Here is a 14,640-nt window from a genome sequence, read left to right as displayed (position 1 = left end):
TTTTGTCTTTGGCACGGGTCGTGCAGAGCCTTAGCGCTCCGCGACAGGACGAGCGACCCGTTCGCTCTCCCCAATGAACAACTGGCGCGGTCGCCCGATCTTCTGCTCCGGATCGGCGATCATTTCGTTCCACTGCGCGATCCACCCAACCGTACGCGCCATTGCAAAGATGCACGTGAACATCGACGTAGGAATGCCCAGCGCGCGCTGCACGATACCCGAGTAGAAATCCACATTCGGGTAAAGCTTGCGCGACACGAAGTATTCATCTTCAAGTGCGATCTTTTCGAGCGCCATTGCGAGCTTGAACAGCGGATCGTCGTGCAGGCCGAGTTCCTCGAGCACCTCGTGACACGTCTCGCGCATCAACTTCGCGCGCGGGTCATAGTTTTTGTACACACGGTGGCCGAACCCCATCAACTTCACGCCCGAGTTCTTGTCCTTCACCTTGGCAATGAACTCCGGAATATTGTCGACGGACCCGATCTCCTCCAGCATATTCAACGCGGCTTCGTTCGCGCCGCCGTGCGCCGGACCCCACAGGCACGCGATCCCGGCAGCAATACAGGCGAACGGATTGGCTCCCGACGAACCGGCCAGCCGAACCGTCGAGGTCGACGCGTTCTGTTCATGATCGGCATGCAGGATCAGAATGCGGTCGAGCGCGCGCACCAGCACGTCATTGACCACGTACTCCTCCGCCGGATTGGCGAACATCATGCGCATGAAATTCGCGCTGTACGACAGGTCGTTCTTTGGATACACGAACGGCTGACCCACCGTGTACTTGTACGCCATTGCCACGAGCGTCGGCAGCTTGGCAATCATGCGGGTCGCGGACAATTCACGATGCTGTGGATCGTTGATGTCGAGCGAATCGTGATAGAACGCCGACAACGCGCCGACGGCTGCGACCAGAATAGCCATGGGGTGAGCGTCACGACGGAAACCGCGAAAGAAGAAGTGCATCTGTTCATGCACCATGGTGTGAAGCGTGACGCTTTGCTGGAACGCTTCCTTCTGCTGCGCATTCGGCAACTCTCCTTTGAGCAGCAAGTAGCAGGTCTCGAGAAAGTCCGCGTTCTGTGCGAGATTGTCGATCGGATATCCGCGATAAAGAAGTTCGCCCTTGTCACCGTCGATATACGTGATTTCAGAGTTGCACGCCGCAGTGGACATGAAACCGGGGTCGTACGTGAACTTGCCAGTCTGACCATACAGCTTGCGAATATCGATTACGTCCGGCCCGAGCGTGCCTTGATAGATCGGTAGCTCAATCGTCTGATCGCTGTCGGAAAAGCTTAGCGTTGCGTGCGTCTTCGAATTCATCTCTATGCGTTCCTTTCACTTTGACATCGCATACATGCCGGCATGCAGGTGGCTGCTGTCGATAAGCGCTATCGCATGCTCCGGCTCCGCTGTGCATTCTACGGTCCACGAGCCCGGGCATTGCGACGATTGGCCGCAACAATCCATCTCGACTGACGCAACATTCGTTGCGTGAAGGATCGCTGTAGCGACTGCCGTAGGAAATGCATTGGAGACTGCCACGCGGACTGCATTGAAGACCACTGAGGACTGCGTGAATGTTGCACGAATACGCTGCGCAGAATGCCTCACGCGTCGCCACCATGTCGCCACCACGTCGCCAGCCAAATGAAAGTTAGAACACCTGCTGCAACAATGTTTTGCTGCAGGCGGGCTGCGCGCGACTGAGCCATCTGCGATACTGAATTCGTGTTCTGCTTCCCCTGCAAGCACACAGCTGTCTTTGGCCTGCCGTTTTTCGGCAGGCCTTTTTACTCAGCAGAAGAAAAGGATCAACCCCATGAACGCCTCTCTTGAAACGCTGTTTCCGGATCACGTGCACACTGACGAAAACATCGTCACCGCGCTGAATCATCAGGACATCGTGGTCGCCTTGTCGGCGGCGCTGAAGACGCAGGACGTGGCGGTCTTGCACATGCTTTATCCCCGCACCGATGCGCGCACGCACCGCAGTCTCGATGCACTCGTCGATGCGCTGCATGGTCACGGTCTGCACGAAGTGGCGGACCTGGTCGCGCGGGAAGCGCACTATCTGCTGTTCAAAGATCCGGTCAAGGCATGGCGCGCATTCCATGAGATCCGCAACGATTCGCTTGCGATCGGCGTGCACCTCTACTATCACGGTCTGGTTGGCGAAGCCGCGGAACGCATGCTCGATAAAGACGCGCACCGCAAGGCCTGAGCGTCACTACGCGCGTAGCTGACTGGTGAATGCGAGTCGGGCACCAGCCTTCGCACCAGGTGCAGCGCGCCAGTGCAACGCTTCAGTTCAGCTTGTTCACCGCGCGAATGAACTCGTCCACGTAGCGATTGAATGCGGACGGATGGGCGAGATTCATTCCGTGCGATGCGCCGCGCACGGTCTCGCGGCGCGCATCCGGCAGCCACGCTTGCAGCGCGGCAACGGTGCGGCGAAACAGATCAGGGCTCTTTTCGCCATCGATCAGCAAAACTGGACACCGCAGTTGCGCGGCCTCGTCCGGTACATAGGCGGGCAGCGGATCGCCAAATTGCCGCACGAGCGTGTGCGCATTGTCGGTCGCCATCGTGCGGAAGGCGGGCGTGCTCATCGCCCAGAAGCCGGGACGGCTCACGGAATCCACGAACAGTTGCAGTCCCGCGTCCACGTTTCCCCCTTCGATCAGCTGCGCCGCTTTCGCACGTAGCGGGTTGACGGTTTCCGGCACAGCGTCGCCCGACGACCGTCCGCTTATCTGCAACGGGCCGCCGGGATCGGCCAGCGTCAACGTGCGCAGCAGTTCAGGGTGCCGCCGCGCGAGATGGAACGCCACGCAGCCGCCGCGCGAGTGGCCCACCACATGCGCGGGCCCCGCTCCATATCGGTCGATGAACTCCGCCAGTTCGTCCGCATGGCGGCTCCAGCCGAACGGCAATCCTGGGTCGACGTCCGTCGCGGGCCAATAGTGCGTGAGGCTCACGGCCACGCAGCGATAATGCCGCGAAAGACCCGCGAGTTGCGGCTGCCAGTAACGGTAATCACACAGCGAGCCATGCACGAAAAGCAGCAGTTCGCCCTCGCCGGCTTCGACGTACGGCATGCGCAAGCCGCCTTTCAACTCGATGAAAGATGCGGGCTGCTCGGAATAGGATCGGCTCACAGGCAATGGGTTAAATGCGTCGCAGCGCCACGAATAGCGTGGCGGCGATCGTTAGAATTGGATGGGAGAAGAAACGCGCTGTCGTCCTCGAAAGCGGGGACGCGGGGCCATTGTCACACGCGGGTCGAATCCGCGTGCGTGTGCGGAGGAAATCGAGCGACGCCGGCATGCCCGGACGGCCGCGCGTCAGAGCGCACGTCATGCGCCCTCCATGCCCTCGGTCATGCGCCCGTCATGCACCCGGTATGCAGTCGGCTCGCGCGTTCGGCTCACGCGTCGGCGAAATCCTCGACCAGTCCGGCCGCTGCCGCCGCGCCCGCGCCACGCACCGCACACGTCAGCGGTTCGTCGGCGACCCGCACGTCGAGTCCGAGTTCGTTGGTCAGGCGGCGGCTCAGGTTGCCGAGAAGCGCCCCGCCGCCTGTCAGCACGATGCCGTGATGGGCAATGTCGGTTACCAGCTCGGCCGGCGCCATTTCCAATCCACGCTTGACCGCGCCGATCACCTGCCGCAACGGACCGTCGAGCGCGTCCGCGATATCGTGATTGCTCAGTTGCACTGTGCGCGGCAAGCCGTCGTCGACACTGCGGCCGGTGGCATGAATATGTTCGAAGGGGACATCGCGCATCGCCGAGCCGATGCTCCGCTTGGCGTGCTCGGCGGTTTGTTCGCCGAGCAGCACGCCGTACAGGTTGCGTACGTAATTGACGATCGCGAGGTCGAAGTCGTCGCCGCCAACGCGGATCGAACCGCTATAGGCCGTGCCGCCTAGCGCGATGACGCCGACTTCGGTGGTGCCGCCGCCGATATCGACCACCATCGACCCGGTCGCTTCCGCCACCGGCAGCCCCGCGCCCACTGCCGACGCAAGCGATTCGCCGATCAGGCTCACCTTCCATGCGCCGGCCGCGACGGCCGCTTCGCGGATCGCGCGACGCTCCACCTGGGTCGCGCCCGCGGGCACGCACACCGTGAACGTGCCACGCCGGCTGAACGGCGTGCACGGACGCGCGATGTCGACGAACTGGCGAAACATCTGCCGGGCAGCGGGAAAGTCGGCGATCACGCCGTGGCGCATCGGCCGCACGGCTTCGAGATTGCGCGGCTCCCGGCCGAGCAGCTGGCGCGCCTGGGCGCCCACTGCGGCGACGCGTTTGCCACGTTCGCCGCCATCTTTCTGAAACGCGACGACCGACGGCTGATTGAGCACGATGCCGCCGTCGTCGGTATAAATCAGTGTGTTGGCCGTACCGAGGTCCACGGTCACGGCGTGCCGAAACAGGCGGTCGAAGAGCGGGTGTTGCGGCGTCGGTCTGCCCATGTAAAGGCTCTGATGGTTGGCTGTTATCTGTTGTCCACCCGAACCCGGGCAGTCTGCAAAGCGCGCCCCAGGTCACCCGAGCCGTCTGTTGCGCCTCTGCAGGCGCCGCCCGGTAAGCGCGGCGCGGGTGATTGTCATACTAATGAGCAGATAACGGCAAGCGGATCAGAATCTTTAGGGTGACTTTACAAACGTGCTGTCTCAGCCGCGCGACAACGCGCCGAGCGCTCGTTCCAGCGCTTCGTGACCCAGCGCGACACCGTCCGCATTAATCGTATGACCAATGCCGGGCAGCGCATAGGCGTCGACGGTGTATCCGGCTGCATTGAACGCGTCGGCGGCCCGTTCCAGTTCCCAGACCGGGATCACTTCGTCGTCCTCGCCATGGATCAGCGTGATTGCGGCGGCGTTGCGCGCCGTTACCGGCGACGCGAGCCGCCCGGAATAGGCGACGACCCCGGCCGCGCCTTCGTCGCTGGTTGCAATGTGATGCAGCGCCATGATCGAGCCTTGCGAGAATCCGACCAGCGCAAGGCGCCCGAACGACACCTGCGCGTGCGCAAGTTCGGCGTCGAGCCTCTCGCGCAGCGCCGGATAGGCGGCCGCCACGCGCGCAGCGCGATTGCCTTCGGTGATGTCGCGCAGACTGAACCACTGGCGTCCGCCGAAGCCGCCGTCGAACGCGTCGGTGCCATCGAGCGACGTGAACGCGATGTCCGGCAGACTCTCGCTCCAGATGTCGGCGAGCGGCATCAGATCGCGCGCGTTGCTGCCGACGCCGTGCATCAGCACGACCAGTCCTTTCGCCGGCGCGCTGACCGGTGCGCGTCGCCAGCCATGTTCGAATTGCTCCCAGGCCATATGCTTTTCATTCTCCGCGTGCAATGTGAGTCAAACGTCGTTCATGGACCTCAACACCCGTTGCAGATCCATGTGGGATGAATGGCGAGCATACGCCCGCGCATTTGTTTTCGTCGGCCAGCCTGCGGCGGACGACGACGGCAAAACCCGAATGCAGGTATGCTTTTGCGAGCTTGCGGCGGTGCCGCTCGCCGCCGCATGCGCGGCCCCCGCACCTCCGCCGCCGTTGCAAGGCGGCCAGCTGGTTCTGGCGACCACTGCCATCGCGCTCGCCACGTTCATGAACGTGCTCGACACGTCCATGATAAATAGATGCTGCGGCGCTCTGCCGACGACAACAGTACCGTGCGCGACGGCTCGGGCATCTCGGGCAACGTGCACGTCACGCGCGACGGCGCGGTGTCGGTGCACTTTCGCTACCGCTCGCGGTTTGACGATCAGGCGCGTGAGGCGACGCTCGGCGCGTGACCGCGGGACGGCCCCGACACCATCCGCGACCGCTTCGAGAAAATAAGGCTGCGCGTCTCGCACGGCATCGATCCCGCTGGACGGAAGCAGGCAGTCGCCTCAAAGGTGAAGCAGGAGCAGGACGACATCGAGCGGCGGCGCGAACCGCAACTGACGTTTGGCGACCTACACGCGAGCTGGCAAACGGAGGGGTTGTTGCGCAAGGATGGCGGAGAATATGCGCACGCTTCTGCGAACGCCACCTGCTGCCGCTGCTCGGGCGCACGAAGCTGCGCGATCTGAACGACAGCGCCCTCACGGCGCGGCTACGCGCACTCATTGACGAAGGCAAGTGCCGCGGCGCTATCGAACTGTTACCTTCGCAGTCCTGGCGCTGCGTTGCGGCCTCGTGCGCAATCCATGGCGCACTGCTCGACGTGAACCCGGTCGAGCTGATTGCCATCGGCGGACTCCTGCCGCCTGACTACAAGCTGCACCGTGAGCGGGTCCTGAGTCCCAAAGAAGCGTGGACGCTGAACCAGCGCTTTATGACGATCCGTGACGCGTGGACGCTCTCGCCCAGCAGAAGCGCAGCATCAGCCTACCTTTTATTTATTTAGCGGCTTCAATCATAGGAAAGCAACTGCCACAGGCCAGCAAAAGTCATCGCTCGATGCACAACGCCGCGCTTGTGGCGCGGCATTTGATATGCAGATCAGGCGAGCTTGTGGTCCGCGCCTTCTTCTTCACATTTCCAGTTTTAGAAACCGAAGTCGCACGAATAGCCGAAGTCATTCTCAAACGACTGCTCGAATCCCGACGTATCGACTCCACTGCCGTAATCGCCGCTCAACGAGAAGTCATACTCGCCTCCGCCGGAAGAAATGAGCATATTGTTGCTGCCGTAGTCTGACCAGCCCAATTCATATCCAGTCGGACCATACGCCACAGCGTTGTAGCCACCCCCGGCACCATAGGTAAACTGGGTAAAGCCGGTCAGTTGGCCGCTGGAGTTGTACGAATCGTACTCAAGCTCCTGACCGTTTCCGTTGAAGATAATGGCATCAGACGAATTGTCGCCATTGAACTGCCATGCCGTCATGCTGCCGTCGCCGTGGTACTGGTTGTACTCGGTTTCGCGCCCGGTCGTGCCATCATAGAAGTAGTCGTCCGTCTTCTGGCCGCTGGTATTAAAAACCGCGTACTCGGTCTCATGACCGGCGGCGTTGTATACCGTGGCAGTTTGCGAACCATCGGGAATAAAGATGTGTGCGACCGCGCTGCCGTCCGGGTTGAAGTCGTTTTCCTGCGTTTCACGCCCCGTGCTGGTGTCGTAGAAGATATCCTGCGTCTTCTGGCCATTGGCACCGAAGGTTGCATACTCGGAAACATGACCATTCGGATCAAACACGGCGGCGTTCTGCGTGCCATTCGGATTGAAGATATGCGCAACACCGCTGCCGTCTGCGTTGTAATCCGTCTCCTGCAATTCCCGGCCAGTTGTTCCATCGAACACAAAGTCCTGTGTCAGTTTGCCGTTAGTGCCAAAGTTGGCCTGCTCCGTCTCGTGACCCGCCGAGTTAAAGACGTAGGCGGTCTGGGTACCGTTTGTGTTGAAGACGTGGTCAATCTGGCTGCCATCGGCATTGATGTCGTTTTCCTGCGTCTCGCGGCCCGTGCTGGCATCGTAGAACACGTCCTGCGTCATCTTGCCGTTGGTGCCAAAGCTCGCCTGCTCGGTTTCGTGACCTGCCGCATTGAACACGATTGCATTCTGCGTACCGTCGGCATTGAAGAGGTGATCCACCTGACTGCCGTCAGCGTTGATGTCGTTTTCCTGCGTTTCGCGGCCCGAAGTAGCATCGAAGAAAACGTCCTGCGTCTTCTGGCCGTTGGTCCCGAACGTCGCGTACTCGGTCTCGTGTCCGGCGGCGTTAATGACGGTCGCGTTCTGCGTACCGTTTGCGCTGATGGTCCAGTCGGTCTGGCTCCCATCTGCGTTGTAGTCGTTCTCCTGGGTCAGCTTGCCACTGGTAGCGTCATAAAAGAGATCCTGCGTGATTTTGCCGTTTGTACCGAAGCTGGCCTGCTCGGTTTCATGGCCTGCCGCATTGAAAACATAGGCAGTCTGCGTGCCGTTGGCGTTGAAGAGGTGATCTACCTGGCTGCCGTCGGCATTGAAGTCATTTTCCTGCGTCTCGCGACCCGAGGTGGCGTCGAAGAAAACGTCCTGCGTTTTGGCACCATTGGTTCCGAACGTCGCGTACTCGGTTTCGTGTCCCGTGGCGTTGATCACGGTCGCGTTCTGCGAGCCATTCGCATTGAAGGTCCAGTCGATCTGGCTGCCATCGGCGTTAATGTCGTTCTCCTGCGTCTCGCGCCCTGTCGTGGCATCGAAGAAGATATCCTGCGTCTTCATGCCATTCGCGCCAAACGTAGCATATTCAGTCTCATGGCCCGCAGCGTCGTAGACGGTTGCAGTCTGCGTGCCATTGACATTGAAAAGGTGGTCTACTTGGCTGCCGTCAGCATTATGATTATTTACCTGTGTCTCGCGACCTGAATACGGATCATAGAAAACCTGCTGCTGCAAAGCTCCTTGGGAACTGTAGGTCGCAATTCCCGTCACGATTCCGCTGGAATTCGCCATCGTGACATCCAGTGACCCGTCGCCGTTGACCGAAAATTCATTCAGAGCACCGCCTGAAAGCGTTTCGGTTCCACCGCTGGTGCTGATCTGACCGCTCGAAACGGTGAAATCCTGTCCAGTCACATCGTTGTGAATGGTGTTGGCTTGGGTAGAATTCACCGTTACCGCTGCGCCCTGCTTAAGCGTGATGTCGTTACCACCACCGCTGATTTCGACATTCATGCCCGAGCCATTGACACCCGGGGAAATGATGAGCGCCTGGTCTTGGGCATTTTCAACGACCACCGTTGCGACTGCACCGGGCGTCACTGTAATCGACGGGGCCTGCAAATCAAGCGTATTGTCTCCCACCGCCATGTTGAACATGGTGGAAGCGTTATCAGCATCACAAATGAAATTTGAATTACTGAATCCTGACGGAGTAATTATGGCGTTTGGATCGGTTGATATGCCTGCCGCATCCAATTCTTGGTGTGCAACATTCGCAATTGTTGCTGCATCGAGACCTGCTCCAACAGCAGTGACAATAAAGCCAACTATATTCAACACCTGACCAACCGTAATCGTTGCACCACCGGCCAAGGGATTGACATTCGCCTCCTCCACACCGTAAAAGGAAACACCCTGACCAACAAGGGTAATAACCTCACCGGTAATCGCAGCAATAGAGCTCTCGACGTCATTCAGACTCATCGTCGAGATATTAGAATTAAGATTATTAATGTTTGCGATAATCGCATTCGCAGCAAATGTGGACGCAATTTCCCCATTATCCGTCGCCGCCGCAACAGTGGCTGCAGCATTAGCCAATGCAGCATCATAGTTGGCAATCAGATGTAGATCGCTCGGATTCGCAGCCAATTGCGCCGCGGCGTCTTTAACACCAGCATAACTATCCAGACCACCGATAACGTTTCCAGCTACAGCCAAAGAAGTCATTTAGTTTTCCTGTGTAAATAAAAATCTATATCAACATCCGAACTGCAACTTTTCAACCCACAGAACTACCCACTGCAAATTCGATCTGAAATCGCTTTTATCCCAACCAAAAAAATCGCAAATGTGACAGCAATGGCGATACCCAGACGCCTAGAAATCAGCAGACCGCCGCTACCTGGAATCGCATAAATTCTGAAGAATTTAAATATTGCATAAATAATAGATACAGCGGAAAAAACAGCAATGGAAAGCACCAACAAGACAGCGAGAGAATTCGGCAAACGCCTTACCGCAACCAAGAATCCATCGCAATTCGAAAAAAAGACAATCGAAAAAAGAATTACCGGAACGGTAGCAAATAAAAAAAACAAAAACTTATCTTTCATATCCAATCACCCTTTATGTGTGGTTTTGGTTATCGTATATTTCAAATTTTTTAAGAATTCCATATCGACTAATCTCGCATGGATTTCTGTATGCCATCCCACACCGGTTCGAACAGATAGTCGAACGCGCTACGGGAACGAGTCTTAATGAACACTTCGGCCCGCAGCCCTGGGCCAAGCACGATCGGCTCACGCGCGAGCCGGTTTGCCCTCGCCAGTGTTTCCGGCGCAATCTCCACATGCGCCAGATAAAACGACTGGTGCGTATCCCTATCATTGAGCGAATCGGCCGCCAGATAGGTCAGCTTGCCTTCCAGTACCGGAGAAGTGCGCGGGTTGTACGCCGTCAACCGCACATCAGCCTTGCTGCCAGGCACAATCTCGCGCACGTTGTCCGGCTTGATTTTCGCTTCGACGATCAGCGGCGTGCTTGCCGGGACCAGATCAAGGATGGGATCACGCGGGCCGATAGGCGCGCCAATCGTATGAACGCGCAGCCCCACGACTTCCCCTGCAACTGGAGCCACGATATGGGTGCGCGCGTCGATGTCCTGAGCCGGACGCAACTGTTCGGTTAACTGGAGAATTTTCGCCGTCGTGTCCTTCAACTGGCCGTCGGCAGATTTCACGTATTCGTTACGCAACGACGTGATCTTCAGGTCGAGGTCCGTCTGCTTTTGGTGCCCCCGAATCAGCTCTGCCGTATCCGATTGCTGGCGTGACTGGTAGTCGGCAGCAGCACGACGCAGTTCCATCAGCTTGGTCTCCGTGACATAGCCTTCGCTTCGAAGTTGTTCGTTAACCTGAAGCTCCTGCTTCGAGATGCCAAGGCTTTGCTCGCTCGTACGCACGAGTTCCGACTCTGTAGCGATTTCCAGCCGGGTCTGTGCGAGCTGTTCCTGTAACAGCGTCAACTGGTCTGTCAGGGTCAGGCGTTCGGAATCGAAGAGCGTGCGTTCCCGCTGCAATAGCGCGGCAACACGGGGATCGGAAACCTGCGCGGTCAACCGTTGCGGAAATGTGATAGTGCTCTTCATGTCGCGCTCTGCCACAAGCCGCGCCGCTTTCGCCTCCTCGTCATCCAGCTGGGAATGAAGCGCAGCCACCTCGGCATCGGGGCGGACGTTATCGAGCATGACGAGAAGTTGTCCGGCCCGGACATGATCTCCGTCCTTCACGAGAATCGCCTTGATGATGCCACCTTCCTGATGCTGGATGGTCTTGCGCTCGCCCTCGTCGCGCACCATGCCCTCGGCCACCACTGCACCCGAAAGCGGCGCGAGGGCGGCCCAGAGCGCAAGCGCGCCGGTGCCTAATATCAGTGATGCGCAACCGGCGGCGATCACCCCGCGCGGCAACCGCAGCGGCTCACCGGCCATTCCCGCCTCGGGAACTGCAAGCATGCCCTGAACGTCGCTGCGAATCGCCTGAATGATGGCAGGCACTTTCATGATGCAGTCGCCTCCTGACGCGTAATCTGTGTCGCCGTGCCGCCTGACTTCGCCCGCGACTGCATCGCGGCCTCGACCTGTTCGCGTGTGCCGAAGTATTCAACCTCTCCGGCGCGCATCACCATGACCCGGTCGGCAACGGAAAGCACGGCCTGCCGGTGTGTGACGACGACCACGGTTACGCCATCCTGCTTCAGATTCAGCAGGGTACGATTCAGGAGCCGCTCACCTTCTGCATCGAGATTTGCATTCGGTTCGTCAAGCAACACCAGGCTCGGATCGCCATATAACGCCCGGGCCAGCGCAATCGCCTGGCGCTGCCCACCAGACAACGTTTCGCCTGACTCGCCAATCTGCGTTTCGTAGCCGTTCGGCAGGCTCAGGATCAGATCGTGCACACCTGTACGCTGAGCCGCCTCGACGATGGCAGCCGCGTCGTGCGTTGCCGGATCAGGATTACGGGCGATATTGCCAGCCACGGTTCCAGCAAACAGTTCGACATCCTGCGGCAAATAGCCGAGAAAGCGCCCGAGCATATCGCGTGGCCACTTTGCGACATCGGCTCCATCGAGCCTCACTGCCCCTGCCTGCGGCTCCCAAAGTCCAGCAAGCAGCCGCAACAGTGTCGATTTTCCCGAAGCACTGGGTCCGACAATCACGAGCAACTGACCGGGGGCAAGCGCAAACTGGACACCCCGGATGAGCATGCGCGCGCGCGGATCACCGAGCCTCCCGCTGCTGAACGCCAGCGCCTCGACCGTGAGCCGCCCCATCGGACGCGGCAATTCCACCGCGCGAGGGGCTGACGGCCGACCATAGAGCGCATCGAGCCGGGGCCACGCTTGACGCACTTCTGTGAACTGCTTCCAGCTACCCAGCATCTGGTCAATTGGCGCGAGCGCCTTGCCAAGCAGAAGCGTTGTCGCCAGCATCACGCCCCCTGTGGCGAACTGGTTGATGACGAGCCATGCACCCGCACCCATCATCACAACCTGTATAGCCTGTCGCACCATCTTGCCAATGCTGCGGTTCAGGTTTGAGGTATCGGCCGCTTTCGCCTGAGCATCAAGATCGACGGAGCGACGCGCGAGCCAGCTATCGATCAGCGCCCTGTTCATACCGAGCACCGTGACGATCTCCGCGTTGCGGCTGAGCTGCGCATAGAACTGATCCGTCTCCCGCTGCCGGGCCGTATAGGCGCGGACGCTATTCCGGGTCAACCGGTCATTAAGCAGCGTCAGACCGACAAGCAGCACTGCGCTCGCGATAGCGATCAGCCCGAGCGACCAGTGAAACAGGAACATTACCCCGAGGTACACGACGAGCCACGGCATGTCGAGCAGCGCGTTGACACCCGAGCCGGAAAGGAACGTGCGCAGCGCGGCAACGTCCTGCGCCGTTGCAAGATCAGTACGGACGGTGCGCCGTGCCTGAGCTTCGATGCGCGCCTCAAGCGCAAGCCGGTCAAGCTGGTCGGCTAGCTGACGCCCCAGGTCCCCCAGCAATCGATTGCGTACGACATCGACAGCCAGCGCCATGGCGAGTGCAATCCCCATGACCACCATCAGCATTGCCAATGTCTCCAGACTCCGGCTCGGCAGCACACGGTCATAGACTTGGAGCAGATAGATAGTGGGCGCCAGCAAGAGCAGATTACTCGCGACGCCAAACAGAACGGCGAGCCAGAGATGCCGCCGGATCGCCTGGAACATAGTCATGTGTTATTTCCCGGATTCCGCTGGCGATGCCCCGCTACCAGAATCAAGCTGTGAAAGCGTTGTCTGGTCGAGCTGGGCAACGCTCGCCTTCAGGTGCAGAAACTGCATGAGTGTGTCATACCGCGCCTTCGCCAGATCGCGACGCGTACCTGATAGCTTGTCTTCTGCGTTCAGAACATCCGCATTGATCCGCACACCAACGCGAAATCCCTTCTGGTTCGACTTCAGTGCCGTTTCAGCGGACTGTTGCGCAGTGCGCAGCGCCGCCATCTGCGCCAACCCGTCCTGAACGCCAAGAAACGACTGACGGGCATCAAACGCAGCCGACCGGCGCGCATCCTCAAGATCGTCTTCAGCCTTGTCCCTCAGTGCAAGCGCTTCCCGTTTCTTGCTCACTGTCGAGAAGCCATCAAAGAGAGGGATGCTGATCTGTATGCCGATTTCCCCGGACGTGGCGCGGTTCGCACCAGTATAAAAATTCGTCTGTCCGTTAATGAACGCGGCATTACCGTTGCTGACGCTGCCAATGATTGAAACGCTTGGCATATATCCCGCGTCAGCCTTGCTGACTTCACGTCGCGCAATCTCCAATGCGATCTCCCGCCGCTTCACGTCAAAACCAGATATTTGTGCGTCGGCAACCCAGCGGTCGGACGCATCCGACGCTACGACCGGAAGACCTGCTTTGGCATCAAGCGGCTCGACGCTATCGACCGGATGGCCGACAATCTTCTGCAACGACGCATAGCGCGTGTTGAGAACGCCCTGCGCATGGATGAGGTCGGCCTGAGCAGCGTCCGCAGCGGCCTGAGCTTCATTCAGGTCTACGACAGTCGCCGCGCCCAACGCGAAGGTACGCTTCGTCAGCGCCAGCTGCTCATTGACCGCGCGCTGGTGCTCCTGCGCGAGCAGAAGTCCGTCGTTTGCAGCAAGTGCGTCTATGTACGCCTGCGCGACTCGCAGTAGCAGGTCCTGTCTCGCGCTTGCAAGCGCAAGCCCCGCATCGGCCACGGATAGTTTGCTCTGCTGCCAGCTTTGCCAGTCGTCCCACTTGAAGACGGTCTGATTAAGTGACAGTGACGCACCGACCGTCGAATACGGAGCCGCTGGCTGTCCCGGTACATGAATCCCGTTCTTGAAATCGGACTGCGTGAGGCCAAGATGAGGGAGAAGCGCGGCTCGTGCCTCGGGTTCCCTTTCGAGTCCGGCTCGGTACGTAGCCTCGGCACTCGCGAGGGTAGCATCGTGCGCAATTGCATCATTGACCAGATCATCCAGACTTGCGGCCTCGACAGGGAGTGCCGTACACATCAAGATTGTCGCGCCCAGCGTCAAAGGCAGCGCCCCGCGCTTCATGGAATGGCATATCCAGATCTTCAAGGCAAGTTTCGCCATTCTCAAATCAATTATTAAATGCTTAGTGAGTTCAAAAATATCAGTATCACCGTACAGTCGCAATGGGACAAATCATGAAATGAATTTTTGATTCTTCTACAGACTCACAGGGTATGACTTTGTCTCCAAACCTTTGTCTCCAAACAACGGACATGCACCGCGCATAAGTTGCGCGCACAACGTCCGCACAACCGGCGCTGGCTTAGCGGGCAACAACAAGTGCTTGTGTCTCACGCGTAGCAGACCAGGCGCTATGCTCATGCTGCGGCCTCCAGGACGTCCTTCCATCAGGGCTTGCGCCGCC

12 protein-coding genes are annotated in these 14,640 nt (G+C 59.1%); 3 read left to right on the top strand and 9 right to left on the bottom strand.

All coding sequences use genetic code 11. The features are described from left to right. Positions 1–30: 30 nt before the first annotated feature. Positions 31–1,329, bottom strand: coding sequence for a citrate synthase (gene gltA, locus AAGS40_RS18575; protein WP_345816239.1), 1,299 nt, complete (start codon positions 1,327–1,329; stop codon positions 31–33). A 499-nt stretch (positions 1,330–1,828) separates the two neighbouring features. On the opposite strand from gltA, the gene AAGS40_RS18570 reads away from it, so the two are divergent. Then, positions 1,829–2,230: a hypothetical protein gene (locus AAGS40_RS18570; protein WP_345816238.1), complete on the top strand. Its 402-nt coding sequence runs from the start codon at positions 1,829–1,831 to the stop codon at positions 2,228–2,230. Positions 2,231–2,312: 82 nt separating this feature from the next. Here the strand turns inward: AAGS40_RS18570 and AAGS40_RS18565 are convergent, their stop codons facing one another. The 3 genes from AAGS40_RS18565 to AAGS40_RS18555 all read right to left on the bottom strand — a co-directional run bounded on the left by AAGS40_RS18565 (position 2,313) and on the right by AAGS40_RS18555 (position 5,350). Further along, positions 2,313–3,107: an alpha/beta hydrolase gene (locus AAGS40_RS18565; protein ID WP_345816626.1), complete on the bottom strand. Its 795-nt coding sequence runs from the start codon at positions 3,105–3,107 to the stop codon at positions 2,313–2,315. A 329-nt stretch (positions 3,108–3,436) separates the two neighbouring features. Continuing rightward, the gene (locus tag AAGS40_RS18560) at positions 3,437–4,489 is read right to left on the bottom strand and encodes a rod shape-determining protein (RefSeq protein WP_345816237.1); all 1,053 of its coding nucleotides are present in this window, start codon (positions 4,487–4,489) and stop codon (positions 3,437–3,439) included. 201 nt (positions 4,490–4,690) lie between these two features. Further along, a complete protein-coding gene (locus tag AAGS40_RS18555; RefSeq protein WP_345816236.1) occupies positions 4,691–5,350 on the bottom strand; it encodes a dienelactone hydrolase family protein in 660 nt (219 codons plus the stop codon). Between the two features lie 312 nt (positions 5,351–5,662). On the opposite strand from AAGS40_RS18555, the gene AAGS40_RS18550 reads away from it, so the two are divergent. Together AAGS40_RS18550 and AAGS40_RS18545 are read left to right on the top strand one after the other, a co-directional pair. Continuing rightward, positions 5,663–5,818 carry a hypothetical protein gene (locus tag AAGS40_RS18550; RefSeq protein ID WP_345816235.1) on the top strand — a complete coding sequence of 52 codons (156 nt, stop codon included), beginning with the start codon at positions 5,663–5,665 and terminating at the stop codon, positions 5,816–5,818. A 416-nt stretch (positions 5,819–6,234) separates the two neighbouring features. Beyond that, positions 6,235–6,417, top strand: coding sequence for a hypothetical protein (locus AAGS40_RS18545; RefSeq protein WP_345816234.1), 183 nt, complete (start codon positions 6,235–6,237; stop codon positions 6,415–6,417). A gap of 140 nt (positions 6,418–6,557) precedes the next feature. Here the strand turns inward: AAGS40_RS18545 and AAGS40_RS18540 are convergent, their stop codons facing one another. From AAGS40_RS18540 to AAGS40_RS18520, 5 genes are all read right to left on the bottom strand, one after another. Next, on the bottom strand, positions 6,558–9,386 hold the full coding sequence (locus AAGS40_RS18540; RefSeq protein WP_345816233.1) for a hypothetical protein: 2,829 nt from the start codon (positions 9,384–9,386) through the stop codon (positions 6,558–6,560). A 65-nt stretch (positions 9,387–9,451) separates the two neighbouring features. Then, on the bottom strand, positions 9,452–9,772 hold the full coding sequence (locus AAGS40_RS18535) for a hypothetical protein (RefSeq protein ID WP_345816232.1): 321 nt from the start codon (positions 9,770–9,772) through the stop codon (positions 9,452–9,454). A gap of 68 nt (positions 9,773–9,840) precedes the next feature. Beyond that, positions 9,841–11,223 carry an HlyD family type I secretion periplasmic adaptor subunit gene (locus AAGS40_RS18530; protein WP_345816231.1) on the bottom strand — a complete coding sequence of 461 codons (1,383 nt, stop codon included), beginning with the start codon at positions 11,221–11,223 and terminating at the stop codon, positions 9,841–9,843. After that, entirely contained in the window at positions 11,220–12,941 is a 1,722-nt protein-coding gene (locus AAGS40_RS18525; RefSeq protein WP_345816230.1) for a type I secretion system permease/ATPase, read from the bottom strand. Before AAGS40_RS18525 ends, AAGS40_RS18530 begins: the two co-directional genes overlap by 4 nt. 3 nt (positions 12,942–12,944) lie before the next feature. Then, on the bottom strand, positions 12,945–14,336 hold the full coding sequence (locus AAGS40_RS18520) for a TolC family outer membrane protein (protein WP_345816229.1): 1,392 nt from the start codon (positions 14,334–14,336) through the stop codon (positions 12,945–12,947). Positions 14,337–14,640: the final 304 nt, after the last annotated feature.

Origin of the sequence: Paraburkholderia sp. PREW-6R (genome assembly GCF_039621805.1) — a bacterium.
GTDB lineage: Bacteria > Pseudomonadota > Gammaproteobacteria > Burkholderiales > Burkholderiaceae > Paraburkholderia.
The sequence above is the reverse complement of the archived record's forward strand: the minus strand, read 5'-3'. Positions and strand labels throughout refer to the sequence as shown.